The 25769-nt window shown below is 51.5% G+C and carries 27 protein-coding genes; 14 read left to right on the forward strand and 13 right to left on the reverse strand.

The window, feature by feature from the left end; all coding sequences use genetic code 11:
* The first annotated feature begins 105 nt into the window (after positions 1 to 105).
* Positions 106 to 2160 (forward strand): PAS domain S-box protein, encoded by a 2055-nt coding sequence (locus DPV68_RS01140; RefSeq protein ID WP_114165018.1) that lies wholly within the window; start codon positions 106 to 108, stop codon positions 2158 to 2160.
* 202 nt (positions 2161 to 2362) lie between these two features.
* A complete protein-coding gene (guaC, locus tag DPV68_RS01145) occupies positions 2363 to 3346 on the forward strand; it encodes a GMP reductase (RefSeq protein ID WP_114165019.1) in 984 nt (327 codons plus the stop codon).
* Between the two features lie 28 nt (positions 3347 to 3374).
* Here guaC and DPV68_RS14995 read toward each other — a convergent pair whose 3' ends face one another.
* Genes DPV68_RS14995 through DPV68_RS01165 form a run of 5 tightly spaced genes read right to left on the reverse strand, consistent with a single transcriptional unit; the run spans position 3375 to position 8608 of the window.
* On the reverse strand, positions 3375 to 3602 hold the full coding sequence (locus DPV68_RS14995; protein ID WP_232819440.1) for a GNAT family N-acetyltransferase: 228 nt from the start codon (positions 3600 to 3602) through the stop codon (positions 3375 to 3377).
* 6 nt (positions 3603 to 3608) lie between these two features.
* Positions 3609 to 3803 carry a hypothetical protein gene (locus tag DPV68_RS15000; RefSeq protein WP_232819441.1) on the reverse strand — a complete coding sequence of 65 codons (195 nt, stop codon included), beginning with the start codon at positions 3801 to 3803 and terminating at the stop codon, positions 3609 to 3611.
* Complete coding sequence (locus DPV68_RS01155) at positions 3803 to 4663, reverse strand: MBL fold metallo-hydrolase (protein ID WP_114165020.1); 861 nt, start codon at positions 4661 to 4663, stop codon at positions 3803 to 3805. Before DPV68_RS01155 ends, DPV68_RS15000 begins: the two co-directional genes overlap by 1 nt.
* Positions 4638 to 5411: a P-loop NTPase family protein gene (locus DPV68_RS01160; protein ID WP_114165021.1), complete on the reverse strand. Its 774-nt coding sequence runs from the start codon at positions 5409 to 5411 to the stop codon at positions 4638 to 4640. The genes DPV68_RS01155 and DPV68_RS01160 overlap by 26 nt, the downstream gene beginning before the upstream one ends.
* A 14-nt stretch (positions 5412 to 5425) precedes the next feature.
* Positions 5426 to 8608, reverse strand: coding sequence for an EAL domain-containing protein (locus tag DPV68_RS01165; RefSeq protein ID WP_114165022.1), 3183 nt, complete (start codon positions 8606 to 8608; stop codon positions 5426 to 5428).
* A 152-nt stretch (positions 8609 to 8760) separates the two neighbouring features.
* Between DPV68_RS01165 and DPV68_RS01170 the strand changes: the two genes are divergently transcribed.
* Positions 8761 to 9072, forward strand: coding sequence for a hypothetical protein (locus DPV68_RS01170; RefSeq protein ID WP_114165023.1), 312 nt, complete (start codon positions 8761 to 8763; stop codon positions 9070 to 9072).
* A 40-nt stretch (positions 9073 to 9112) separates the two neighbouring features.
* On the opposite strand, the gene DPV68_RS01175 is transcribed toward DPV68_RS01170, so the two are convergent.
* On the reverse strand, positions 9113 to 10105 hold the full coding sequence (locus tag DPV68_RS01175; RefSeq protein WP_114165024.1) for an LLM class flavin-dependent oxidoreductase: 993 nt from the start codon (positions 10103 to 10105) through the stop codon (positions 9113 to 9115).
* Between the two features lie 272 nt (positions 10106 to 10377).
* Between DPV68_RS01175 and DPV68_RS01180 the strand changes: the two genes are divergently transcribed.
* Positions 10378 to 11754 carry a YjiH family protein gene (locus DPV68_RS01180; RefSeq protein ID WP_114165025.1) on the forward strand — a complete coding sequence of 459 codons (1377 nt, stop codon included), beginning with the start codon at positions 10378 to 10380 and terminating at the stop codon, positions 11752 to 11754.
* A gap of 73 nt (positions 11755 to 11827) precedes the next feature.
* Positions 11828 to 12484 (forward strand): C39 family peptidase, encoded by a 657-nt coding sequence (locus DPV68_RS01185; protein ID WP_114165026.1) that lies wholly within the window; start codon positions 11828 to 11830, stop codon positions 12482 to 12484.
* Here the strand turns inward: DPV68_RS01185 and DPV68_RS01190 are convergent.
* Positions 12472 to 13281: a hypothetical protein gene (locus DPV68_RS01190; RefSeq protein WP_114165027.1), complete on the reverse strand. Its 810-nt coding sequence runs from the start codon at positions 13279 to 13281 to the stop codon at positions 12472 to 12474. The two genes, DPV68_RS01185 and DPV68_RS01190, sit on opposite strands and share 13 nt — an antisense overlap.
* A gap of 95 nt (positions 13282 to 13376) precedes the next feature.
* On the opposite strand from DPV68_RS01190, the gene rluF reads away from it, so the two are divergent.
* Positions 13377 to 14087 (forward strand): 23S rRNA pseudouridine(2604) synthase RluF, encoded by a 711-nt coding sequence (rluF, locus tag DPV68_RS01195; RefSeq protein ID WP_034780438.1) that lies wholly within the window; start codon positions 13377 to 13379, stop codon positions 14085 to 14087.
* Between the two features lie 28 nt (positions 14088 to 14115).
* On the opposite strand, the gene DPV68_RS01200 is transcribed toward rluF, so the two are convergent.
* On the reverse strand, positions 14116 to 14559 hold the full coding sequence (locus tag DPV68_RS01200) for a hypothetical protein (RefSeq protein WP_232819442.1): 444 nt from the start codon (positions 14557 to 14559) through the stop codon (positions 14116 to 14118).
* Positions 14560 to 14585: 26 nt separating this feature from the next.
* Positions 14586 to 15020, reverse strand: a complete 435-nt coding sequence (locus tag DPV68_RS01205) for a hypothetical protein (protein WP_157964119.1) — start codon at positions 15018 to 15020, stop codon at positions 14586 to 14588.
* 100 nt (positions 15021 to 15120) lie between these two features.
* On the opposite strand from DPV68_RS01205, the gene DPV68_RS01210 reads away from it, so the two are divergent.
* A complete protein-coding gene (locus tag DPV68_RS01210; protein ID WP_114165029.1) occupies positions 15121 to 15447 on the forward strand; it encodes a hypothetical protein in 327 nt (108 codons plus the stop codon).
* A gap of 225 nt (positions 15448 to 15672) precedes the next feature.
* Here the strand turns inward: DPV68_RS01210 and DPV68_RS01215 are convergent, their stop codons facing one another.
* Positions 15673 to 16422, reverse strand: coding sequence for an SDR family NAD(P)-dependent oxidoreductase (locus DPV68_RS01215; protein ID WP_114165030.1), 750 nt, complete (start codon positions 16420 to 16422; stop codon positions 15673 to 15675).
* 121 nt (positions 16423 to 16543) lie between these two features.
* Between DPV68_RS01215 and DPV68_RS01220 the strand changes: the two genes are divergently transcribed.
* Positions 16544 to 17170: a TetR/AcrR family transcriptional regulator gene (locus DPV68_RS01220; protein ID WP_114165031.1), complete on the forward strand. Its 627-nt coding sequence runs from the start codon at positions 16544 to 16546 to the stop codon at positions 17168 to 17170.
* Between the two features lie 26 nt (positions 17171 to 17196).
* Here the strand turns inward: DPV68_RS01220 and gloA2 are convergent, their stop codons facing one another.
* Positions 17197 to 17577, reverse strand: a complete 381-nt coding sequence (gloA2, locus tag DPV68_RS01225; protein ID WP_114165032.1) for an SMU1112c/YaeR family gloxylase I-like metalloprotein — start codon at positions 17575 to 17577, stop codon at positions 17197 to 17199.
* A gap of 278 nt (positions 17578 to 17855) precedes the next feature.
* On the opposite strand from gloA2, the gene htpG reads away from it, so the two are divergent.
* The 4 genes from htpG (at position 17856) to ahpF (ending at position 23050) form a co-directional block, all read left to right on the forward strand.
* A complete protein-coding gene (gene htpG, locus DPV68_RS01230) occupies positions 17856 to 19724 on the forward strand; it encodes a molecular chaperone HtpG (protein WP_114165033.1) in 1869 nt (622 codons plus the stop codon).
* 96 nt (positions 19725 to 19820) lie between these two features.
* On the forward strand, positions 19821 to 20618 hold the full coding sequence (locus DPV68_RS01235; RefSeq protein ID WP_114165034.1) for an SRA domain-containing endonuclease: 798 nt from the start codon (positions 19821 to 19823) through the stop codon (positions 20616 to 20618).
* 332 nt (positions 20619 to 20950) lie between these two features.
* The gene (ahpC, locus tag DPV68_RS01240; protein ID WP_114165035.1) at positions 20951 to 21514 is read left to right on the forward strand and encodes an alkyl hydroperoxide reductase subunit C; all 564 of its coding nucleotides are present in this window, start codon (positions 20951 to 20953) and stop codon (positions 21512 to 21514) included.
* A gap of 12 nt (positions 21515 to 21526) precedes the next feature.
* Complete coding sequence (gene ahpF / locus DPV68_RS01245; RefSeq protein ID WP_114165036.1) at positions 21527 to 23050, forward strand: alkyl hydroperoxide reductase subunit F; 1524 nt, start codon at positions 21527 to 21529, stop codon at positions 23048 to 23050.
* A 14-nt stretch (positions 23051 to 23064) separates the two neighbouring features.
* Here ahpF and DPV68_RS01250 read toward each other — a convergent pair whose 3' ends face one another.
* Complete coding sequence (locus DPV68_RS01250; RefSeq protein WP_114165037.1) at positions 23065 to 23478, reverse strand: hypothetical protein; 414 nt, start codon at positions 23476 to 23478, stop codon at positions 23065 to 23067.
* 142 nt (positions 23479 to 23620) lie between these two features.
* Between DPV68_RS01250 and DPV68_RS01255 the strand changes: the two genes are divergently transcribed.
* On the forward strand, positions 23621 to 24457 hold the full coding sequence (locus DPV68_RS01255; RefSeq protein WP_114165038.1) for an aldo/keto reductase: 837 nt from the start codon (positions 23621 to 23623) through the stop codon (positions 24455 to 24457).
* 73 nt (positions 24458 to 24530) lie between these two features.
* Complete coding sequence (locus tag DPV68_RS01260; RefSeq protein ID WP_051690329.1) at positions 24531 to 24944, forward strand: DUF4304 domain-containing protein; 414 nt, start codon at positions 24531 to 24533, stop codon at positions 24942 to 24944.
* Here the strand turns inward: DPV68_RS01260 and DPV68_RS01265 are convergent, their stop codons facing one another.
* Positions 24945 to 25763, reverse strand: a complete 819-nt coding sequence (locus tag DPV68_RS01265; protein ID WP_114165040.1) for a MetQ/NlpA family ABC transporter substrate-binding protein — start codon at positions 25761 to 25763, stop codon at positions 24945 to 24947.
* Positions 25764 to 25769: the final 6 nt, after the last annotated feature.

Consider the following 25769-nt stretch of genomic DNA (forward strand, 5'->3'; position numbering starts at 1 on the left):
CTGTTCTCAGTCCTGTCTTTTTTAGAATGTTCACACATTTCGCTGTGACTTACGGTAATATAGGAATGACGCGCCGAAAAGTTTTTGATTGAAATGAGGGACAAGATGCACGCCGACCAGACAATCCAACATTACTCTTCCGTCCTTCTCCGTACATTTGACAAAATTTCTGATTTTGTCTTTTTCATGGAAGTGGACGGTTCAACGTATCGTTACATATTTGTGAATGAGCCGGGAAAACAGGCGATTGGTTGGACAGACGCCGATATCGGGAAACGGGTCGAAGACATGGTTCCGCCTGAAACGGCGGCTCTCGTCATCCAGCATTACAACGAAGCCATTCAGGAACGAAAGAGTATCGTCTTTGAAGATTACCGGTTGGCCGAACCGGCTTGCACGACTCATTTGCTCTCACACGAAATCCGTTTGCCGATTCATTACTATGAGTCTGAAGTGACGCCAATCTTTAATGAGGCGGACGCCTGCACGCACATCATCTCGGTCGTTCGAGAAGTAACGGACCGGAAGCGGCGTGAACTCGAGTTGTCCATTTTGAAAGACCAGCATGAATCGCTCCAGCGTTACTCGCCGCATGGCATCTTCGTTTTGGATGACGCGTTTCACATTCAATCAGTCAACCCTGCCGTCACGCACATTACCGGTTACGAAGAAGCCGACTTGATGGGCCAGTCGTTTTTGACGTGGTTACCAGAATCAGCGCATACACTTGTCGATGACGGACTCCGCCATGCCCTGTCCGGTACGCCTCACAAGTACAGTCTTCCCGTACCGCAAAAGACCGGTGCTTTACGCGATTTAGCCATCTTAAACATTCCTATCGAAGTCGGGGGCCATATTACCGGATCGTTTGTCATCATCATCGATCACACACCCGAGAGGAATGCCGAGCGGGCGACCCAAGAGAGCGAACGCCGCTATCGTCAACTGATCGAAACGATTCCTGAAGGGATCATCGTACATAAGGACGGCGTCATCCTATATGCAAACGCCTTGGCGCTAGAAACGATTGGAGAGACGTATATCGAGAGCGAGTCCATCTTCACTTTTGTGGCCTCAGACTATCATGAGACGACGAAGACAAGGCTTCTTGCTTTACGTCAAGGAGACTCGGTTCAAGACACGGAAATCGTGCTTGTCACCCCTTCTGGAAGCAAGCTGCACATGGACATTGGCAGCCTGCTTATTGATTATGAAGGCACGACCGCCATCATGACTGTATTACGTGACGTGACTGAAAAGCGCGAGATGGAACTTGCGCTGCATCAAAGCGAGATGCAGTACCGTCTCATTGCAGAAAACATGAGCGACCTCGTCTGTATCCTTGAACATGACGGTCACGTCCGCTACGCTTCGCCGTCCCATGAGACCGTGCTCGGGTACGTACCGGTGTCCTATGAGGGCAAAAACGCGCTCGACTTCATCCATCTAAATGACGTCGAGACGGCAAGACGGCAACTTCACGCCATGACACCAATGAGCGAACCGCTTACGCTTGAATTTCGTCATTTGCATCGGGACGGCCGCTGGATTTGGCTCGAGACGAAGATTCAAGCCATCTACGATGACACCGGCCATCTGCTTCATTATTTGACTGTTGCGCGAGAGATCATGAAACGCAAAGTGTTGGAGAAACAGCTCAAGCACCTGGCTTACCATGACACGTTGACCGACTTGCCGAATCGGCGCTACTTCCTCGCCTATTTGGAAGAGGCGTTGCTGGCACTGGACGAAGAGGACCAATCTATCGCCATCCTCTCGCTCGATATCGACTGTTTCAAACAGATCAACGACACACTCGGACATGACATCGGTGATGAGCTATTGCGTCAGTTCTCTGCCCGGCTGACCGATATGTTGCGAAATCAAGACCTGCTTGCCAGATTTGGCGGAGATGAGTTCTCACTGCTCATCCGCTATACGGAAAGCGATGCGCCGAGACGAGTTGCCGAAAAGCTTGTCGCCTCACTCCAGCTCCCTTGGCAAATTGAGGGACATTCGTTCGTCACGACCTCGAGCGTCGGGGTCGCTCCGTATCGGGCTGGAATGTCGACAAAGCAATTGCTCAAACACGCCGATTTAGCACTATATGAAGCGAAGGCCAATGGACGAAACCAATATGTCGTGTTCGAAGACCGCTGAATAGCGGTCTTTTTTCACGTGAAACACAGATGATAATAGCTAAAGACGAACATTAAAACAAAATAATCTAAAAATATCAAGTTATTTTAGTATTTTTCTCGATATCCCTTTGACATATTCGCTAATTTACGATACATTACCGAATGGGCGAAGTATTTATCATTCAAAGAACCTAATTGTTCGTAAATAGGGGTGTGACAACATGGATAAAGTATTTGATTATGAAGATATTCAATTGATTCCCGCAAAATGTATCGTCGACAGCAGGTCTGAATGTGATGCGAGCGTGACGCTCGGAGGCTTCACGTTCCGATTACCGGTCGTTCCAGCCAACATGCAGACGATCATCGATGAGAATGTCGCTCGGTCGCTTGCGGAGAACGGTTACTTTTACATCATGCATCGCTTCAACCCAGAGACGCGGCTCCAGTTCATCGAAGAGATGCATGGACGCGGGTTGTATGCATCGATCAGCGTCGGTGTGAAAGAAGACGAATACCATTTCGTCGAGATGCTTGCCGAAGCCGGACATACGCCGGAGTTCATCACGATCGATATCGCGCATGGTCATTCCAATGCGGTCATCCGCATGATTCAACACATCAAACACCACCTTCCAAGCTCGTTCGTGATCGCCGGCAACGTCGGGACCCCGGAAGCGGTCCGGGAACTCGAGCATGCCGGGGCGGATGCGACGAAGGTCGGCATCGGACCGGGTAAAGTGTGCATTACGAAAATCAAGACAGGCTTCGGCACGGGTGGCTGGCAACTCGCTGCGCTCCGCTGGTGTGCCAAGGCGGCGACAAAACCGATCATCGCGGATGGGGGCATCCGGACACATGGGGACATCGCCAAATCGATTCGTTTCGGGGCTTCGATGGTCATGATCGGTTCGCTGTTCGCCGGTCATGACGAGTCTCCGGGCGAGACGTTCGAACAGGATGGGAAGTTGCTCAAAGAATACTTCGGGTCGGCTTCTGAATTCCAAAAAGGGGAACGGAAAAACGTCGAAGGCAAGAAAATGTTCGTCGAGCATAAAGGGGCGCTCCAAGATACGTTGACCGAGATGGAGCAAGATCTCCAATCGGCCATCTCTTACTCGGGTGGGAATAGTCTTGATGCGTTGCGCACCGTCGATTACGTCATGGTGAAAAACTCAATCTTTAACGGGGATAAAGTATATTGAAAAAAGGCGACTCGCGCGAGTCGCCTTTTTATAACTGCTTCGTCATCATATAGTAGTCTGAACCGGGCGGATAATCATGGAGCACGCCGGCGACTTCATAGCCGAAGCGTTCATAAAACGTCTTCGCCTGAAACGAGAACGTCGTCAACTTGACGCGCGTCGCACCGAGCTCACGGGCCAAGCGCTCTCCTTCTTCGAGCAGACGACTCCCTAGGCCCGTCCCAGCATGTTCTGACGCGACCCATAACCGGTCCAAGTCGAATCAACCCCAATATACGCTCCCAAACAACCCTGCGACCACTTCCCCGTCCCGTTCCACTTTCAGTTGAACGACTGGGACGTCAACATTGCGAATCTCGCGATGGTGCATCGAGTGAGCGTCATTGAACGTTCGCAACCGACTCGTCAACAACTGTTGAAACGGTTCGTCGTCGTCGTGAATCCGTTTGATGTCCATCACGCTTCCCCGTTCGAGCCGTTCACGAAGAACGAAATCAGCTCTTGTTCTTCCTCGTCGACCGAGCGTCCCGTCAAACGTTCGTACTGCGCGGTTATCACTCTCTTATTTCCTGGGAAATCGATAGTGATTCGAGCCAAACTCCGTAAGATGTCGCGGTCCTTCTCATATTCGGGACGAGTCACGACTTGGCCGTGCGACCAGACATATGCCTCGGCATCGAACTGATCGAGCACATCTAACAGACGAAGCGTCTGCCCCGGAGTCATCCGCCAAGTCGGCGCGTACAAGTTCGCATAGAGCGCATCCCCTAAAAACAATACTTTCTCCTCTGGCATGTAAGCCACGACCGCATCAGCGGCGTGATCTCCGCCGACATGTTTCAGAATGACGTGGACCCCGCCGAGGTCGAGGGTGAGCGTATCATCGAACGTCACGGTCGGCAAGACGACGCGCATCGACCGCTCCGCGCCATATTCGAGTTGGATCGCTTCCGCACAAAACGCGATCTCGCGTCCGTCCCTGACCCGTTCGGCCAAGGAGCCATCATCCCACGCATAAGGTAACAATCGTTCCATCCCGGCTTTCGTCGCCGTGCTCGCGATCGAGACGGTGTCGGTCAGCGCCGACAAGCCAAAGATGTGGTCCCAATGCCAATGCGTCAACGCAACGAGCGTTGGGCGCTTGATTCCTTGTACGGTCAAGGCGTCTAGAAATAAGTGCGTATGCGCCTCTGAGTTCCCCGCATCGATCATGAACGTATGGGTGTCACCGACGACAGCGCCTAAAATGGGACGGTCCGTCTCCGCCACCGGGTCCATATACCAAAAGCGGTCAGAATGTTGTTTCAGTGTCTGCATGATTGGCATCCTCCTTATTCCATAACAAATCGAACGCTTCAAACGCCCCCCGTTCATCGTTGACGAGGCGAATCGTTCGTAGTGGCAAATGACTCAACACCTTCAATTCTCGTCGTTGTCGTTCTTCCAGTAGTCGAACCGTTCCTTCGATTCCATCCAATCCGTTCGCCCTTGCATACGCACGAGTCGTATAGTAGTCGACGAAACCTCGTTGCCACTCGGGCGGGCGTTCCGCATACACGTCGCGAAACACAGCCGGGATATCGTTCGTCTCTAGGTAAACAACGGTCGGGTCGAGCGGCGCTAACAAGGCTGCCACGGTCTCGATATAACGCTCAATCTGTTCATTCGGGACGTTTTGTGACACCATGCCGATCGTGAATGGATTTTGAAGAAGGGCACACTCAAACACAAAGTCCGCCTCGTTCATTTGTGCACGCTCCACGAACCGACGCCAACGGCCGATCATGAGGTCGACATGTTTCTCAAACGGCAACTCATAGACGTCCGTGCCGTTGATGACCGCTCCAGCCTGATAGCGGACGAATCGACCGCCTTCATCTTGATCGATGACTTCTCCTTCACATCGCATGTCCCCTTCGACCCAATGGACGTCATGTACATCGACCGGGTGGGCTTCATCGATTTCCGAATAGAATTTGTAGGCGTCTCCTCTCGCCACAAACATTTCGGCGAATGTCGTCTTTCCGCTTCCAGGCAATCCTTCAATCAGCCATAGTTTCCCCATCTTCCTTCTCCTTTTTAGTTCTCTTGATATGAGTCGTACACGTAATATCCGTCCCCGCCGCAGTTTTTCGCGACGTACATGGCAGCGTCCGAGTGATGGATGATCGCATCGAGTGAAGCGTGGTCTTGTGAACAAGCGACGCCGATGCTGGCCGACAGCCTTAAGGATAAGCCATTTCCGACGTTCATTTCCTGGGAAATGACATGATTCAACTCGCCAAATACGGTTGGATCGAGCGCTTCCGGCTCCGTTTCGATGATGATTAAAAACTCGTCGCCTGCGAAGCGATATGCCTTCCCGTCATACGTTTGACTGAACGATTGAATGCGTCGTGCTATCTCGATGAGCACTTCGTCCCCAATCAAATGACCGTAGGAATAGTTCACTTGTTTGAAGTTATCCAAATCGATGAACAGTAGCGCGACCGACTGCTTCCGATTCATCTTTTGTCTCAAGTCGGTCATGAACGAGTGCCGGTTCGCCAGTTTCGTCAAACTGTCTTGAGTGATAAGTTCGATGACTTCTTGATGCTTTCGCTCACGTCGAATCTCGTTCTCTATCCACCGGGTCACGAGCAAAATCGTATCGGTCATCTCGTTGATTGTCACCGCATCGACGATATCGTCTAAGTTGCCTTGTTCGGCCAAAAAAACGACCCAACCGAACGTTTTCCCTTCGTTCGCTAGTGGTAGGCTGATCATGGAAACAAACTCGAGTCCATCGATGACGAGTTCGTTTCGACCCAACTTTTGATGACCAATCGTCGTCAAGCCGTGCAGTTGCTGCAAGTCGGTTCTCGTCCAATCGAGTTTGCTTTCCCCATCTTCCGATAAGACGCGGTAGGTGGACTCCGTCGAGAACACGAGTGCGTGTGAATACCCCATCCAATCACGAAGCACCGTCTGGATTCGTTTCAATTTATCACTGAACGGTTCGTGAATGGCCGTCACTTCATAGAGCGACTCGAGCGTCTGTTGCCGCTGGGCTTGCGCTCGCGTTTGCTCGGTCAATTCGATTTCCGCCATGACCCATCGCGCGAAATCCTCAAGCGTTTGCAGCGCCTCGGCATCGAAATGGCGAGACTGTTCGTCGGTCACACATAGCGTACCGATGACGTGGCCGCTTTGCGTCAAGAGCGGCACGCCGGCATAAAAACCGAGCCCTTCGAGTAACGGATTATCCGACATCGCCTCGACCTTTTGCACGTCTTCGATGACGATTGGAGACTTACCCGTCACGACACGGTCGCAAAGCGTCCACTTCCGCTCCACGCTCGAATGTTCAAGCTCGACTCCTTGACACGATTTGATCCATTGCTGATCCGTCGTCATAATCGAGATGAAAGCGGCCGGCATGTTTAACGTTCGGGCGACAAGTCGTGAGATCCGATCATACCGCTCTTCTCGCGGGGTGTTCAAAATTTCAAGACGAAGGATTGCTTTCAAACGTTCTGCTTCCGTCTCGTCGAGCGACGTCATCGCGGTGGCTTTGTCTGATCCGTCCTGACGTAGCGCCGCGTGCTGTGAATCGAGCGCTTCAAGTGCCTGCTTGAGTCCGGCTGGCGGAAGTGGGCGACTGAAGAAGTATCCTTGCACTTCGTCACATCCGAGCTGGTCAATCGCGCGATACTGGACTTCAGTCTCCACACCTTCGGCCGTCACTTCTAAGTTCAATTTCTTGGCGAGCGAGACGATCAATTTGACAATCTCGTACTCTTTCACCCCGTTGTCTTTGTCCAATTGATTGATGAACGAACGGTCAATCTTGATGCCATCGATATCAAACATTTTTAAATAATTGAGCGACGAATAGCTGACCCCGAAATCGTCAATTAAAATCCGGAACCCTTTCGCTTTCAAATAATCGACTGTTTGAATGCCGAGGAGCGGTTCTTGCATGAGCGTATGTTCTGTGATTTCAAACTCGAACTGTTCGGGTCTCAAGCCGTACGATGTGAGCATCTGCATAAGTTGCTTCATATAGTCTTGTCGGAACAACAACGGTGATACGTTGACCGCGACACGTCGGTCTTCAAACAAGTCCGCCTGCTCCGTCATGTCACGACAGACGCGATTAAAGACGAACTCGGTAATATCCTCGATCAAAAGTGACTTTTCGGCAATCTTGATAAACGTTTCTGGTGAAACGTTACCGAGCGCCGCACTATTCCAACGCACGAGCGCCTCGAAATGAACCTTCCCGTCCTGACAGCCGACTTTCGGTTGATAGACGACGGTCAATTCTCCGGCTTTCAATCCTTTGACGAGCTCCATCTCGATCGTCATCTCATCGATATAGTGCTGGACGTAATCATCTTTCTCATACACTTTGATCATTTGTTTCCCAGCTTGCCTGGCCTCAAGGAGTGCCGTTGACGCGTTCCTGATAACTCGATCGGCATCCTCGATCCCCGCACTGATTCCAAGACATCCGGACAAAGTGAATTCCGTCTCGGCGACGTGGTACGTGTAATCGCCAATGGCCTTAAGCAGACGCTCCCCATGCTTCGTCGCCGTCTCGACCGATGTGTACGGTAAGACGGCGATAAAGTCCTCTCCATCGACGCGACCGATGATCGAGCCTTTCGGTAATAAATCCGACAAGTGCCGTGTTATCTCTTTAATGAGGCGATGTGACCCTTCTACGCCTTGTAAGGATAAGATAATTTTAAAGCGATTGATGTGAAGTCGCATGACGCTCGTCGCTTCCGCTCCTTTTTGTTGCGCGAATCGTTTCTCGAGCTCGAGCTTCACTTTCATCAAGTTCGGCATCCCGGTCAAGTAGTCGATATTCTCGATACTGCTCAACAGTTTCATCTCTGCCTCTTCCGATAAATCGGTCGTCAAGCCGAGAACGTAACGCACCTCTCCCGCCTCGTCCTCAAGCGGCATGAGGACGGAGGAAGCGAAGCGGGCCGTATTGGCTTCGATGTTCATCTGAGACATGAAATAGACCGGTGCATGCGTCGAGACGACTTCGTCGTAATGCACGACTAACTCGTTGGCGACATCGTCCGCATACATATCATGCAAATACAAGCCACTCACATCGTCCGGGAGTGAAGACGCCAGTTTCCCCTGTTCACTGACTCGAGCGTATCGATATCCCTCAGGCGTTACTTCCATCAAAAACACCATCCGGTATAGATGAACGAAAACATCAAACAAGTAATGCGGGTCAATCTTCATCTGTTGCATACTGTACCTCCAGGCAATCTCCGTTTCCTCTAGTGTAGTTGTTTTAGGCGATGTTGTTCACGAAACCGTTCAAAAAAAGGGAAAGCATTTTTTGAGATGTACTGAAAATCGGGTATAGATAAGTAAAGGTCGGGAAAGCGAGGTAAACCATCATGCTCAGTCGAAACGTCTATCCGCAGACGCGCCCGGGGAAATGGTCAGTCCTCTTATTGATCGCGGTGTTCTTGCTCTTACTCGTGTCTGCCTTCATCGTCCAATTCGCTCAACCTTTCAATTTCGACACCTTATTCGACAACACGTGGGCTGCCGTCGTATCGATCTCGGCCGTGACCGCCGCGTTCGGTGCGTTCATCGTGGGGATGTATACAATATTCCGCAACCATGAACGCTCGGTCGCTGTCTTCTTTACCGTCTCGCTTGGTGGACTGGTCGCCTTGTTCGTGCTTATGCAACTGTTTCGCTAATCGAAAACGCACCTTTCCGTTAGGAATAGGTGCGTTTTCGTCAGAGAAGTTCTTTGGCGAGGAGGCGATAGACGTTTAGTCGACTCTCTTGCGTATGTTGGATGCTGCAAATCATCGCCTCATCAAATCCGTAATGGGCCGATTCTTCCTGCAGTTGCGTCGCAATCTGCTTCGGTGTGCCGACGAGGTGAATCTTCCGGTTGTTGGCGATTTGAATCTTATCGATTTCGGTGAGCGGATAATCATGGGCCGCTTCTGGACTGAGCAGTTGACGGAGTTGGCCTTTCATCAAGAACAGGCGGGACAAATCTGATGGACGAGCCAAGTATTCGGCCTCTTCTTCCGTCTCAGCTGTCGTGACGAGATACGTGACGCTGATGTCGGGCTTCTCCATGAACGCGGACGGAGTGAAGTGATGGCGATACGCATCGAGCGCATCGGTGCTCAGTTCCCCGTTGAAAAACTGGGCAAACGAGTAGCCGAGTCCCATCCGTCCTGCTTGGATGGCGCTGTTTCCGCTCGACCCGAGGAGCCACGCCTCAGGCAGCGTCACCCCGGTCGGAGCGGCCGGCGTATTCTTATACCACCGTTCCTCTGGCGTCTCATCATTGATGAGTTGGAGTGTCGTCCCGAGCTTTTCATACAGACCGTCCATCATCGGTTTTTGGCCTTGTGACATCGCGTAGATGGCGTTAGGGTCGCCACCCGGTGCCCGGCCGACCCCGAAGTCGATGCGGCCAGGTGCGAGCGCACTGAGCGTCTTGAACACCTCGGCCATTTTAAGCGGGGAATAGTGCATCATCATGATGCCACCTGACCCGAGACGAATCCGTTCTGTTTTCGCCGCAATGTAAGCCGCGACGACTTCCGGGGCCGAGCTTGCGAACGACATGCCGCCGTGGTGTTCGGCCATCCACATTCGGTAATATCCTAGCTCTTCTGCCACTTGGGCGAGTTCGACCGCACTTTGCAACGCATGTTCTGACGTATGTCCGGATGTCACCGGCGCTTGATCGAGTACACTTAATCTCATCTGTATCGCTCCGTTCTTAAAGTATATATGGTGAATATCTCGATTTTGTAAGACTCGCCGTCATCATACTAAAGTGAGCCGGAAAATACGAATAGTTCGCTCTTGAGAACGCTTTCTTTTTTCAGAAAATTACAACGGGTTATTGCCTGATTGACGTTCTCCTCTCTATAATGAACGAGAAGAAGCTATTCTTTCATAGCAATTCACGCAACGCACGATGGGGACGTGCCAGTGAAACGTAAACTATATGTTCGGGGAAAAGGGGTAATTGAATGAATCACACACCAAACCGGTCCGGTCATGACGGACCCACATTCACATCAGCAGATTTCATGAAGTTCATCATTCCATCGTTAATCGGGATTCTGTTCTTCATCGTCCCAATCCCGTCTGGTGACGGGTTCACCATTCCGGTCGCCTATTTATCGAATTGGCTGATCGATTTGATTGGCGACTTCGTACCGACAATCGCCGTCATCATGATGGGCATCTCGGTCGTCGGTTCACTGATCACGTATGCGGTCAAACCGGCATTCATTCTAGAGCGCCCACACATGAACACGTTGTTCAACGTCACACCGTTCTGGTTCGTCATGCGCGTCATCGGGTTCATCGCCGGCGTCATGACGCTTCTCGTCATCGGTCCCGAGGCGATCACGTCCGAGTTCACGGGCGGACTGTTGTTATATGATTTAATCCCGATTTTGTTCGCGACGTTCTTGTTCGCCGGAATCTTATTGCCGCTCCTGTTGAACTTCGGATTGCTCGAGTTCGTCGGCACGATGCTCATTAAAGTGATGCGTCCGTTATTCCGTCTACCGGGCCGGGCCTCGCTCGACGCGCTCGCATCTTGGGTCGGGGACGCCACCATCGGGATTTTATTGACGACGAGACAATATGAAGAAGGCTACTATACGAAACGGGAAGCCTCGATTATCGCCACGACGTTCTCGGTCGTCTCGATCACGTTCACGATTGTCATCTTGTCGTATATGAAGCTCGACGCATACTTCCCGCAGTATTATGGAACCATCATCCTATCCGGGATCGTCGCCGCGCTCATCATGCCACGCATCTATCCGTTGTCACGCAAGCCCGATACGGCATATGAAAAAACCGAGTTGAAACCGGAAGAACCAGTGCCGGCGAACGTCCCGATGCGTGTCTGGGCACTGCGTCAAGCGTTGCTCAAATCAAAATCGAGTAAAGGCGCCGGCGCCACGTTCAAAGACGGGTTCCAAAACGTGCTCGACATGTGGCTCGGTATTTTACCGGTCGTCATGGCCGTCGGAACGATTGCGCTCGTCATCGCCGAACATACGTCATTGTTCACGATTCTCGGCAAACCGTTCGAACCGATTCTCATGTTGTTGCAAGTTCCGGAAGCCGAAGCCGCGGCCCAGACGATGGTCGTCGGGTTCGCCGATATGTTCTTACCGGCTGTCCTTGGGAGCGGAATCGAAAGTGAGTTGACACGGTTCGTCATTGCCACTGTATCGGTCACGCAGCTCATCTTTATGTCGGAAGTCGGGGGATTGCTCCTCGGTTCGAAACTGCCAATTTCATTCTTTGACCTCGTCCTCATTTTCTTGCTCCGGACGTTTATCACGTTACCCATCATCGTCGGGATCGCCCACTTGATCTTTTGACGTCAAAACGCCTCTTCTCATAGTTTCCTGAGAAGAGGCGTTGTTTGTATACTAAAGAAAAAGGAGGTGCGTCATGGACGAACATTATGCCGGCCAGCTCGAAGTGGCAAAGAAAGGCTATGCTGGAATCATCGACCCCGAGGCCTACGTGAACGACCGCTATCACGGCCATTGGACGGTCAAGAGCGAGAAGCGCATCAGCGGGGTTCCGGTGCTACTTCAAAAAGCGTTCAACGGAGGCAAGAACAATTGTACGCTCACCTCGATGACGGCCATTTTCCGCTATTACCATGACCTCGGCTATGCGCGCATCCCGGAGGACGTGGTCGAGATTCAACGAGACGCGCGTGAAATTGCGCTCGCCCATCAGTTCAAAGATGAGAAGGGTACACCGCCGACTCGAATCAGTACGATCATCACGAAACTATGGGCCCACTATGGCTACAAAGGGCACAGCAGCTCACGTTATCTATGGAAATGGTCGACGTTCGAGCGCGAACTCGAGTCCGACCGCCCCTTCATCTTGAATATGGCGAACGGGTTCTATAAAAATCACTCCGTGACCGGAATCGGGTACATCATCTTCCACAAACCCGGATTTCCCGACGTCATCTTGCTCGAGGTGCTCGACAACCGTTCCCGTGACATCCGCTACATCGATTTCAACGAGTTCAACTTTTGGGGCAGCATCACGCGCGTGTATCCGCCACAGGACGTTCAGGAAAAATAACGATGAGCCCTCGCCTCGATGGCTTCCCCGATTCGAATCAGATGCTCCCGTTTCGCATACGAGCCGTGGTGGAGACCGAACGCGTCTCGACCGTTTCCGAGACCGACGAACACTTCGGACGGTTTGAAATGCAGTCCGACCATCGGGACACCGAGCGTCGCATGATGACCGAGCTCGAACCAGGCACTCGGATACGCGTCGAGCCGTTCACTGTGCGTGAACCCGCCAAATGCCGTACAGTTATCCCGCCCAAGGACGATCAAACGGGACGGGCTCACATAACGAATCGTCCGTTCGAGCAGATCGAGCGATGTCGGGTGCTCCATCCATTGGCGTCCCGTTCGCAATTGGCCCATCTGACGCGACGTCGCATATTTGAAGAAGTCGACATGGAGCGCGGAACCATCGTAGAACGAGCGGCCCATGCCTTCAAGCAGGGCTTCGAGTTTCGCTCCGCCAGGTTTGCCGAACCAGCTCGTTGTCGCCCGACCGGCCTCAAAGTAAGTCGCAGCATAGTCAAGCGTCGCTTCGAGCGCACGTTCATCTTGCAGGTAGGCGTCGAGTGATTCGTCACGCCAATAGAACTTTTGTGACGCTCCTCTCCGAACGGTACCGTCCCGTTCGAAAAACTCGCCGCGTGACGGATTTGTCCCGACGGTGAGCCACTGTCCCTCTGTCGGCCGTCCATACCATAAGACCGGCGAGGCCCCATCAATCAGCTCCGCCTGAAACGACGACGTCATGAGCGCTTGTTGAAATCGAATCGCGTCTTGCAATAGCACACGTGCCTGATCCATCATGCCACATCCTCTCTACTCGGTCGTTTCCCGCTTTCAGGCACATGTAAAATACGTTATAGTGAGAGGACGAAGCCAAAAAAGGACGTGGATCTATGCGTATCAACAAATTCATCAGTGAATCCGGCAAGGCGTCCCGCCGCCAAGCCGACCGTCTCATCGAAGAAGGACGGGTCACCATCAACGGGAAGAAAGCGAAAATCGGGGACCAAGTGAACCCAGGAGACGAAGTGCTCGTCAACGGTTCGGCCGCCCGCGTCGCTCGAAACAACGTTTATATCGCCGTCCATAAACCGGTCGGCATCACGAGCACGACGGAGAAGAAAGTCAAAGGCAACTTGGTCGACCTCGTCAATCACCCGCTCCGCATCTTCAATATCGGCCGTCTCGATAAAGACTCGGAAGGGCTCATCTTGATGACGAACGACGGTGATATCGTCAACGAGATTCTTCGCGCCGAGGGCGAGCACGAGAAAGAATACATCGTCTCAGTCGATAAGCCGATCACCCCGGAGTTCGTCGAACAGATGGAAGCCGGCGTCAAAATTCTCGGCCAGAAGACGTTGCCGTGTAAAGTCCACCAACTGTCGAAGTTCGATTTTAACATCACGCTGACGCAAGGACTCAACCGCCAAATCCGTCGCATGTGTGAAGTGCTCGGCTACGAGGTGTACCGTCTTCAGCGCGTACGTGTCATGAACATCACGCTCGGCAAGCTCCCGCCCGGACAATGGCGTGACCTGTCGAAAAAAGAGCGCGAGCAATTGTTCCGCGAATTGAATTACGAACCGAAAGAATGGTACTGAAAAGCAGCCTGAGACATCTCAGGCTGCTTTATTCTGGTCGGAGCGATGCGACATGGTCGGTCTCACGACGAATGAAACGTTTGAGCTGGGTGCTCAAGTCATCGAGTTGCCCCATCGTCGTCCTGAACTTGAAGACCGCATGGAAGTGGTCGAACGGATCGTGTTGCCACTCGTCATGGATGAAGACGTCGACTTGAATCGTGCCTGTCCGATCAATGGGCGTGAACGTGAGGTTGATTTTGTGGTCATTCGCATCCGGGTCCAATAACTGCCAAGTCATGGGTCTCTTCCCCCAGGTGTTATTAAATCCAACGATTGAGTCAATCAGTTCTTGCAGTGTCTCGTCCTCCATATATACATCTTGATTGCTCGAACAGACCGATGCATGGAGCTGGAGCCTAATCTGGTAAAACAGCTCCGTCTCGTCCATCCAAATCCGTTCCATCTCGAATTGAGTTTTCACTTTCTGCACCCGCTTTCTCGTTTTGACCTAGCCACTTATTCCGGACGAAGCGATTCGACCAGGTCGGTTTCGCGCGCCAAGAAAACAGACAGTTGTCGCTGCAAATCATCCATTTGCCCCATCGTCGTCTCGAACGAGAATGTCGCCTGCATGTCCCCGCCATCGCCTTTCATTTGCTCGACCACGGCGTTGACTCGAACGGTACCTCGCGCATTCGCCAGTTCGAACGTCAAGGAGACATGGACGAGCGGGACATCGAGTGTCCACGTCTTGGGCGACTTCCCGTTTCGTGCATTGAACGCGGATAACGTGGAGATTAGCATGTCGATATCGGATGCAGTGATATACTCGTCCACCTTGACCTCGCACCATTTTCCTTTCAGTGTCAATACGACTTCCATTTCCAACACGTCTTCCCAAATCCGTTTCATGTTGAACTGTTGCACCGTTCCCATCCCTCGCTCTCTCATTTCGACTATATCATGTCGTTTCAGCAAAATCGGGCAATTTTTCGCCAAAACGGGAACAGTCCTATACAGATGATTTTGCAACGAAAAGAGGTGAATCGTCATGAATGGCGCCTTGTTCCCTCGTACCTCGGTCGGCAAGTGGTCAATCATCCTCATCGGCTTGTTCTTGGCCATGTACGTACCGTTCCTCCTGCTCGATAACTTCGATACGACTTTTCATTCGACGCTTTGGAGCGACAACGCCGCGAACATGCTCCGGCTCAGCTATATGACCACGTTCTCCGTCCTAGGGTTCGGAGCGTTCGTGACCGGATGGTGGGCCATCTTGAAACAAAAAGAGTACGCCGTGCTCGTCTTCTTCGCGGCCGTGCTCGGTTCCGGACTGTTCGTTTTATTGGTCATGGAGCTCCTCGGCATCCTCGAGTAGAAGGCAAAACAAGGAGTTCGCCGCGGCGAACTCCTTGTTTCATGGGTATTGATTTGATGACGACGTGTTTCATCTGACTCGCGCGGCTTCTCGCGTCATCCTTGTAGACTAAAAGACGCTATTTTAAAAAACTCTCGATTTATCTCTCTAATATGATTCTTTCAGAAAATAATTTAACAAATCGGCCAGAGGAAGTCTTCCTCTGACTTCAACAAGTGATGTTTTTTATTTGGCTGTGACGCCCCCATCGACCGGAAGTTCGATTCCGGTGATGTGACTCGCCTCGTCCGACGCTAGGAAGAGGATGGCCATCGCCACTTCTTCAGCCCGACCGAGATTCGGTAAGGCGATTTGGTTCAAGAAATGCCGTTTGTAGTCTGGGTGCTCCATGTGTGGCGCGCTCATCGGTGTCACGATATAGCCCGGATGGACCGAGTTGACGCGAATGTTGTGTTTCCCGTAATCGACGGCCGCCGCTTTCGTGAGCGACCGAACGGCTCCTTTCGAGGCCGTATAGGCACCGGCACCGGCCATGCCTGTGAGCGCCGAGATGGACGAGATGTTGACGATCGACCCACCGCCGTTTTGCTCCATGAGCGGGATGGCATACTGCGTCCCGAGCATGACGCCATCGATATTGATTCGATACGTCCGCGCCCAATCGTCCTCGGTCTGTTCCAAGAACGGTTTTGCGAGCGCGATGCCCGCATTGTTGACGAGAATATCGAGCTTCCCGCACACCGATTGCACTTCATCATAAATTCTCTCCCAATCACTGCGCGAAGTGACGTCGTGCTGAAGCGCGAGCGCCTCTCCTCCGTTCGCCCGGATCGTTTCGACGACACGTGTCACCGCGTCTACATTGATGTCTGTCGCGACAACCGTCGCTCCTTCGCGCGCGAACAGTTTAGCCGTCTCCTCACCCATACCGCTACCTGCCCCCGTAATGACCGCTACTTTCCCCGTTAACCGCATTGTTCCAGCTCCAATCTTAAATTATGATAGTCTAACTATCATAATAGTAGTCGATGCACATTCGATTCTCAACGAAACTGCTTCGACACGGTATAATAACGAGATACAAAGAGGTGATTTCATGAGTAAACGACAACAAAATAAAGTAGAACGAATGAATCGCATCATTGAGCAAGCCGAGGTGCTCTTTTTACAAGACGGATTTGAACGGGTGCAAATGCAGGATATCGCTGACGCGTCCGAGCTCGGGGTCGCGACGTTGTTCCGGTACTTTCCGAAAAAAGACCAGTTAATCGTTGCCGCGGCCGTGCGCAATTTGGCACCGACGTTGGACGCGTTCAAACAACTGACGAACCGACCGGAAAATGCCTACTCGCGACTCGAGGCGATTCTTGATTATTTGCTCGAGCAACAGCTGAAGCAGACAAACCATTCCCGCTTCCGTGAGGCGTTCGAGAGCTATGCTTCGTTCGTCACGAGTCCGCTACCAGACATCGACGACTATATCGAGTTGCAGCGCGAAATCATGGAGACGCTCGAACCGCTCATTGAGGCTGGGAAGACGGACGGCTCGCTTCGAAGCGACATCGACGTGAAAGCGACCATCGTCATCGTCATCAACGCGTTCGGGACGTTCGGCAACAACATCATTTTGAAGTCGCACATCAGTTATTTAGAGGACGACATCGAACCGGCTATCCAGCAACGGGTGCTGCGCGAGATGCTCTTGTCCTATGTGCGCCCATAACGAAAGCCCCTTCGCGTGAAGGGGCTTTATTCGTGCAGTTCGAGCGGCAGACCGTCCGGGTCGAAGAAGAATGTCATCTTCTCGCCCGTAAACGTGTCAAACCGAATCGGTTCCGTCGTGACACCGTGCGTATTCAGTTCGGCGACGACTGACTCGATGTCGTCGACTTTAAAGGCGAGATAACGCAGTCCGCACGCCTCCGGGAAGCTCGGCCGTTTCGGGCTGTCCGGTTTGATGAACAGCTCGAGCTCATACTCACCGAGTCGCAGGTCGATCTTGTGGTCGCCTTTGTCCGGACGATGATGCTCGCGGATGACGTCGAAACCGAGGATGTCGATGTAGAACCGCTTCGCCTCATCATAATTTGAGGCGATAATCGCCACGTGATGGATGGTATGTAGTTGCATCATAATCTCCCATATACAAAAAATGAGCACCTCTCACTAGAGGTGCTCTCGAAAAGTCTACCGCGTCGAACCACGCTCCACAACGTGCTCCCGAAGGAATGTCCGACGTCTTACATAGACCAGCTCATCGCATGTACTCAACTATAGGCGAATCAAAGCCCCGCGTCAATCTTTTGTTTACATCGGGTTGACATCTTCCTAAAAATTAGGATAATCAATAGTGTTAGCACTCTTATTGGCAGAGTGCCAAAATCGAACAAATAAAAAGGAGAACGATCATGACAAAGAAACAGTTTCAAGCCGAATCGAAACGAATTTTAGAGTTGATGGTCCACTCAATCTATACGCATAAGGACATCTTCCTGCGCGAGCTCATCTCGAACGCGAGTGACGCCATCGACAAGATGTATTACCGGGCCCTGTCGGACGAGGCAATCGACTTCAACAAAGACGACTACTTCATTAAAGTCGAGCTCGACAAGGACGCCCGCACAATCACCATCCGTGACACGGGAATCGGGATGACGGCCGACGAGCTCGAATCGAACCTCGGCATCATCGCCAAGAGCGGCTCGCTCGCGATGAAGCAGGCGACGAAGATGGAAGAAGACCACAGCCTCATCGGCCAGTTCGGGGTCGGTTTCTACTCGGCGTTCATGGTCGCCGACCGCGTGACGGTCCGTACCCGCTCGGTCGACAGCGAACAAGGCTACTTGTGGGAATCGGAAGGTACAGACGGCTATACAATTGAGCCGACAGATAAGACAGACATCGGGACCGAGATCACGTTGCACGTGAAAGCCGATACGGACGACGAGACGTACTCATCATTCCTCGAAGAGTACGAGATCCGTTCACTCATCAAGAAGCATTCGGACTTCATCCGCTATCCGATCAAGCTCGATGTGACGAAGCACCGTCAAAAAGACGACTCAGACGAGTATGAGGACTATATTGAAGAAGAGACGGTCAACAGCATGGTGCCGATTTGGCGCAAACGGAAGAGCGAACTGTCGGACGAGGACTACAAGGCGTTCTATCACGAGAAACGCTACGGCTTCGACGAGCCACTCAAGCACCTCCACTTGAACGTCGACGGCTCGATCCGGTATCAGTCGATTCTCTACATCCCATCGACGGTCCCGTTCGACTATTACACGAAAGAGTTCGAGAAAGGGCTCGAGCTATATTCGAACGGCGTCTTGATCATGGAGAAATCGCCTGACCTGCTCCCAGACTATTTCGGTTTCGTCAAAGGGATGGTCGACTCGGAAGACCTGTCGCTCAACATTTCCCGGGAGATGCTGCAGCAAGACCGTCAACTTCGCGTCATCGCCAAAAACGTGAAGTCGAAAATCAAAGGCATGCTCGAGAAGATGCTCCAAAACGAGCGTGAGGATTACGAGAAGTTCTTCGAGTCATTCGGCCGTCAAATCAAGTTCGGCGTCTACGACCAGTTCGGCGCCGCCAAGGACGAGCTGAAAGACTTGCTCTTGTTCCACTCATCGAACGAGAAGAAGCTCGTCACGCTCAAAGAGTACGTCGAGCGCATGAAAGACGATCAGAAGTACATCTATTATGCGACGGGTGAATCGATTCACCGCATCGACCTCCTCCCACAGGCGGAACGCCTGAAAGAAGAAGGGTTCGAGATTCTCTACTTTACCGAAGAAATCGACGAGTTCGCGATCAAGATGCTCCAGTCGTATGACGACAAAGAGTTTAAGTCGATTGCGAGCGGGGACCTCGGGCTCGATGACGAGGCGGCCAAGTCGCTCAACGAGGACAACAAGGACTTGTTCGCCTTCATGAAACAAGAACTGGGCGACCGCGTCAAAGAAGTGCGCGCATCTACACGTCTCAAGTCACATCCGGTCTGCTTGACGGTCGCCGGCGATGTCTCAATCGAGATGGAGAAGATTTTGAACACGATGCCGAACGGTGGCGGTATGAAAGCGGAGAAAGTGCTTGAAGTGAACGCCGATCACGCCATCTTCCAGACGTTACAGCGCATCTATAAGGAAGACGAAACGAAAGCGAAACAGTACACCGATTTGCTCTATCAGCAGGCGCTCCTCATCGAAGGACTACCGATTGAAGACCCGGTCGCCTATTCGAATGCGGTGTGTGCGTTGATGGCAGAATGATGGAAAGGCAGAGGGCGACCTCTGTCTTTTTCATTTATTCGTATGGAGACGTGATACAATTTAACGTAGACGGAATTCTTGGGAATGAGGTGTCGTATGCTGTTCGAAAAAAATAAGTTATATAAACGATCTGAGCTTCACGATCGTTATGGTGGAAGTCGACAACGAGGGATTAGTACCCCAAACAAACATAAACTCATCTTTATATTCGATAGTGGAATGGACGAAGAGTTTGGCTACAAAAACGGTTGGAATGAAGATGACGGTCTCTACTATTACAGCGGAGAAGGACAGGAAGGCAATCAATCGTTCTCTTTTGGAAACAAAGCGCTTCTGAACCATGTAGAGAACGGTGAAGACGTTTATTTATTCGAATCGCTTGGACGAGGGACTTATCGCTTTGTCGATCAACTCATTTTAATTGGTTATGATATTCAATTTGGAATTGATAAATATCACAATCAACGAGAAGTGATCGTCTTTGCGTTTGAACCACTGCATGTAATTCAGGAAGAAGCCCAGCAGTTCTCATCGACGATGCGCTATAAATCAATTGAAGAGTTAGAGGAAATTGCATCTCGCGATCCAAAACGAGCAACTGGTTTAAGCATGTCCGCCCGAAAATTACAAGTACGCGAACAAACAGCGGCGCTTCGTTATTATGTGCTGGCTCGTGCCAATAACTGTTGCGAAGCTTGTGAGCAACCAGCTCCGTTTGAAACGGAAAACGGACCTTATCTCGAGCTCCACTCGCTCTACAAAGAATCCGATGATGGCTTGTCGCAACCTGACCAAGTTGTAGCAGTTTGTCCGAACTGTCACGCTCGCCTCCATAAAGGCATAGATCGAGTAGAATTTAATCAAGACATCATCCATAAGATTCAGCAACCTTGATCTGCCTTCAGATTAAGGTTTTTTATTTGTAATTGATAATCTAGTGATTTATGACGAGAATCATGGATTCATTTCTTCATCGAACCTATGTCTCTGAATTAGGTTTTATTTTTTTTGCATAGGTTATTGAAAACAAAATCACATTTATTTTGTAATCGTTTTCTTTCCTTTTATCAAGCGTTTTATCCGTTCAACGTTGATATATCAACATTTTACCATACATGCAAACGTCTTGACATTTTTGGCGGGTTATATGAAGTTAGTATTACATTATAATTATTCTAGTAGAGACGAAAGTCCACTAGAGTAAAAAAACAAGGAGGACATATCCAATGTCATTAATCGGCAAAGAAATCTTACCTTTCAAAGCACAAGCATTCCAAACAGGTGAATTCCTCGAAGTATCGGACAACGACTTCAAAGGTCAATGGAGCGTCGTTTGCTTCTACCCGGCTGACTTCACATTCGTCTGCCCAACTGAACTTGAAGACCTTCAAAACGAATATGCGACACTCAAAAACCTCGGCGTCGAAGTCTACTCAGTATCGACTGACACACACTTCACGCACAAAGCATGGCACGAAACATCAGAGAAAATCGGCAAAATCGAGTACATCATGATCGGTGACCCATCACACACAATCTCACGTAACTTCGACGTCTTGAACGAAGAAGATGGCCTTGCTGACCGCGGTACGTTCATCATCGACCCAGACGGCGTCATCCAAACAGTTGAAATCAACGCAGACGGTATCGGCCGTGACGCAAGCACGCTCGTCAACAAAATTAAAGCGGCACAATACGTCCGCAACAACCCAGGCGAAGTTTGCCCGGCGAAATGGGAAGAAGGATCTGCAACACTTCGCCCGAGCCTCGACCTCGTCGGCAAGTTGTAAGGAGCGGATTTCATGTTAGAAGCAGATATTAAACAACAGTTGGACCAATATCTCCAGCTCATGGAGGGCGACGTCGTCCTCCGTGTCAGCGCTGGAGACGACGCGGTCTCTAAAGAGATGCTCGACCTCGTGAATGAACTCGCGAGCATGTCATCACGCATCTCGGTCGAGCATGTCACGCTCGAACGCACACCAAGCTTTAGCGTGAGCCGTCCGTCTGAAGAGACAGGGATTGTCTTCGCAGGGATTCCGCTCGGTCACGAGTTCACGTCACTCGTCCTCGCGTTGCTCCAAGTGAGCGGCCGGGCGCCGAAAGTGGACGCGGATGCAATCAAACAGATTCAAAACATTCAAGGCACGTACCACTTCGAATCGTATATCAGCCTCAGCTGCCACAACTGCCCGGACGTCGTCCAGGCACTCAACGTCATGAGCGTCCTCAACCCGAACATCTCACACACGATGATCGACGGTGGCGCGTTCAAGGCAGAAGTGGAAGCGAAAGAGATCATGGCTGTCCCGACCGTCTTCTTGAACGGTGAGGCGTTCGGCAACGGACGCATGTCACTTGAAGAGATTTTGGCGAAACTCGGAACTGGTCCTGACGCTTCGGCGTTTGAAAACAAAGACCCGTATGACGTCCTCGTCATCGGTGGCGGCCCAGCCGGTGCGAGCGCAGCGGTTTACGCGGCTCGTAAAGGCATCCGGACCGGCATCGTCGCGGAACGCTTTGGTGGTCAAGTGATGGACACGATGGGGATTGAGAACTTCATTGGCACATCTTACACGGAAGGCCCGAAACTCGTCGCGAGCTTGGAAGAGCACGTGAAAGAATACGGCATCGACGTCATGAACCTCCAGCGCGCGAAGCGTCTTGAGAAAACTGACCTCGTCGAAGTCGAACTTGAGAACGGTGCCGTCTTGAAGAGTAAGAGCGTCATCCTGTCGACTGGTGCACGCTGGCGTAACGTCAACGTCCCAGGTGAAGCTGAGTTCAAAAACAAAGGTGTGGCCTACTGCCCGCACTGTGACGGCCCTCTCTTCGAAGGCAAGCGCGTCGCAGTCATCGGTGGCGGCAACTCTGGAATTGAAGCAGCGATCGACCTCGCTGGGATTGTTAAACACGTGACGGTGCTCGAGTTCGCTTCTGAGCTCAAAGCCGACCAAGTGCTTCAAGACCGTCTCCACAGCCTCCCGAACGTGACCGTCGTCACGAACGCACAGACGACAGAAATCACGGGTACGGACAAAGTGAACGGCATCTCGTACTTGTCTCGTGAGACGAACGAGACGCATCACGTCGAACTCGAAGGCGTTTTCGTCCAAATCGGCCTCGTCCCGAACACGGACTGGCTCGACTCGGTCGAACGCAACAACTTCGGTGAGATCGTCGTTGACCGTCATGGCGCGACGAACGTCCCAGGTGTGTTCGCAGCAGGCGACTGCACGAACAGCGCCTACAAACAAATCATCATCTCGATGGGCTCTGGTGCGACTGCCGCACTCGGTGCTTTCGATTATATGATTCGTAACTAAGCGAAAACGCGTCCTCACATTGGAGGACGCGTTTTTATAATGTCTCCCGAATCTGGCACAAACAAGACTCGGTCCCCTGAATCGATCTCAAATAGATAGACACGGTTCGGTTGGAACGGATTCCATCCTTCGTTCACCACTCCGACATCGTTCACATACTTCACGTTCTCATAATCTTGTTGAAGGCGATACTCCGCTTCAGCGACCGAATAGTGCGGTAACCCGAAATAGATGGCGCCCGCAATCAATAGGGAGATGAAGCCGCCTCTCCTAATCCGATGACGTTGATCCAACTCCTTCATTCCAATCAACGTCACCACAATCATGCTAATTGCCATGCCAAACGCCGCCGAATTCCCGTACCAAGCCTCATTGACGAACATCATTCCCCCAATCGTCAATATGCCGAGCATCCACCACCACTTCATCCCCATCACCTCATGTCAATTATCCCAAAAATAGGAAAATAGGCAACGATATTCTGATTCACGGCAGCCGATTCAAACGTTTGATTCCCCGGGAAAGTGGAATATCGGACAAGAGAACGGATTTTGAATGAGGAGGCATTTTATGAATATCCCAACCATCAAACTACATGACGGCTACGAGATTCCGGCCATCGGACTCGGCACTGTCTATTTACGAGGCGAACCGGGTGTTGACGCCATCACATGCGCCATCCGCAACGGCTATCGTCTCATCGATTCGGCGATTCGCTATGACAATGAAGGGGCAGTCGGCGAAGCCGTCCGCCAATCCGGCATCCCGCGCGAGCAGCTGTTTTTGACGTCGAAGCTGCGGGCTCAATATTTTAATTATGATGATGCACTCGAGATGATTCGTGAGTCACTTTACCGGGCAAATCTCGACTATTGGGACTTGTTCCTATTGCATTGGCCGAACCCGAAACAAGACAAATATGTCGAGGCGTGGCGCGCGCTCATCCAAGCGAAAGAAAACGGATGGATTCGCTCCATCGGCGTCTCGAACTTTATGCCCGAGCATCTCGACCGGTTGATTGAGGAGACAGGTGAGACACCGGTCATCAACCAAATCGAGATGCACCCGTACTTCTCACAAGTCGAGCAACGTCAGGCTGACAAAGAGCGCGGTATCGTCACCGAGGCCTGGAGCCCGTTGAGCCGAGCCCGTACCGTCACTCATGACGAGACGATCGCCGAGCTGGCACGACAAAAAGGCAAAACCGTGTCTCAAGTTATTCTGCGTTGGCACGTCCAACTCGGTGTCATCCCGCTCCCGCGTTCATCGAGCGAGTTGCACCAAAAAGAGAATCTCGATGTCTTCAACTTCGAATTGACGGAGGAAGAGATGGAGACAATCAACGCGCTGACAAAGCCAGATGGCCGCATCGACAACCAAGATCCGAGAGAATACGAGGAATATTGATCAAATCGGATTGAGCATGCGCTCAATCCGATTTTTGTATATATTCGAACTAAACGACGTTAAGGAGAATCTTATGCTATCTCAACAACGAAAAGATATGATTACCATCTTGAAACGAGAAGTCGTACCTTATTTGCGGTCGCAGCAATTCCAAGGATCATTTCCTCACTTTCGACGCCTTCAATCCGACCAGATTGATTTAATCACGTTTCAATTCAATCGTCATGGTGGCTCGTTCATCATCGAATTGGCTCAAGCTTCGGCCGCTGGTTTTCAAACATATTGGGGAGAACAAATCACTCCACAAAAAATGACCGCCCACGATGTCGACGTCGACGCGCGACGAAGACTGGGCAGTCATTCTTCATATGAAGACGGTATTTGGTTCTCTTACGAATCAGCTCAATCTGAACAAGACTATATACGTGTGGCGCAACAAGTCATTGCTTCATTTGAACAAGATGTTTCGCATGAAGCGAGAAATTGATTAAAACGCCGGAATCGCTGTCTCGTCGTAATTCTCTTCCAAGAACGCACGGACTTCGTCACTTGTGAGTGCTTCGCCGAGTTTCTGAATCGCTTCTTCATCTTTGTTGTCTTCACGAGCCACGAGCGTGATGGCGAAGTCGTTCTCGACACCTTCCGTCAAGAGGGCATCGCTCTTCGGCGTCAAGCCGAGTGGAGCCGCATAGGCCGGCGTCATGAGGACCGCGTCGACGTCGTCATACGCACGCGCAAGCATGAGCAAATCGACTTCCTCGAACTTGAGGTTCTTCGGGTTTTCCGTGATATCGGCTTGCGTGTAATACGAACCATTTTTCTCACCGAGCTCGATCACATCGTGCTGCGCGAGCAACGAGAGCGAACGGTCGATGTTCGACACGTCGTTCGCGATGGCGATTGTCGCGCCTTCCGGGATGTCGTCCATGTTGTCATACTCTTTCGAGTAGACGCCGTAGTTGGCGAAGTAAATCGGTTCAATCGGGACGAGGTTGGCGTCATTGCTGCGGTTGAACTCTTCCATGTACGGGACGTGCTGGAAGAAGTTCGCATCGACTTCTTTCGCTGCGAGCGCCGTGTTCGGTTGGACGTTGTCACCGAGGACGACGATTTCGAGCTCGATATTGTCTTCTGCGAGTTGTTCTTTCGCGATTTCAAGCATATCCGTCATCGGTGGGATGAGCGATGCGACTTTGAGCGTCTGCGGTTCGTTTGACGGGGCTTCCGTCGTGTTCGTTTCGGTATCGTTCCCACATGCCGCGAGGACGAGTGTAAGTGAGGCGAAGAGCGCCATTAATTTTTTCATTGGTTC

The organism is Exiguobacterium sp. TNDT2, from assembly GCF_003331145.1.
Classification (GTDB): domain Bacteria; phylum Bacillota; class Bacilli; order Exiguobacteriales; family Exiguobacteriaceae; genus Exiguobacterium.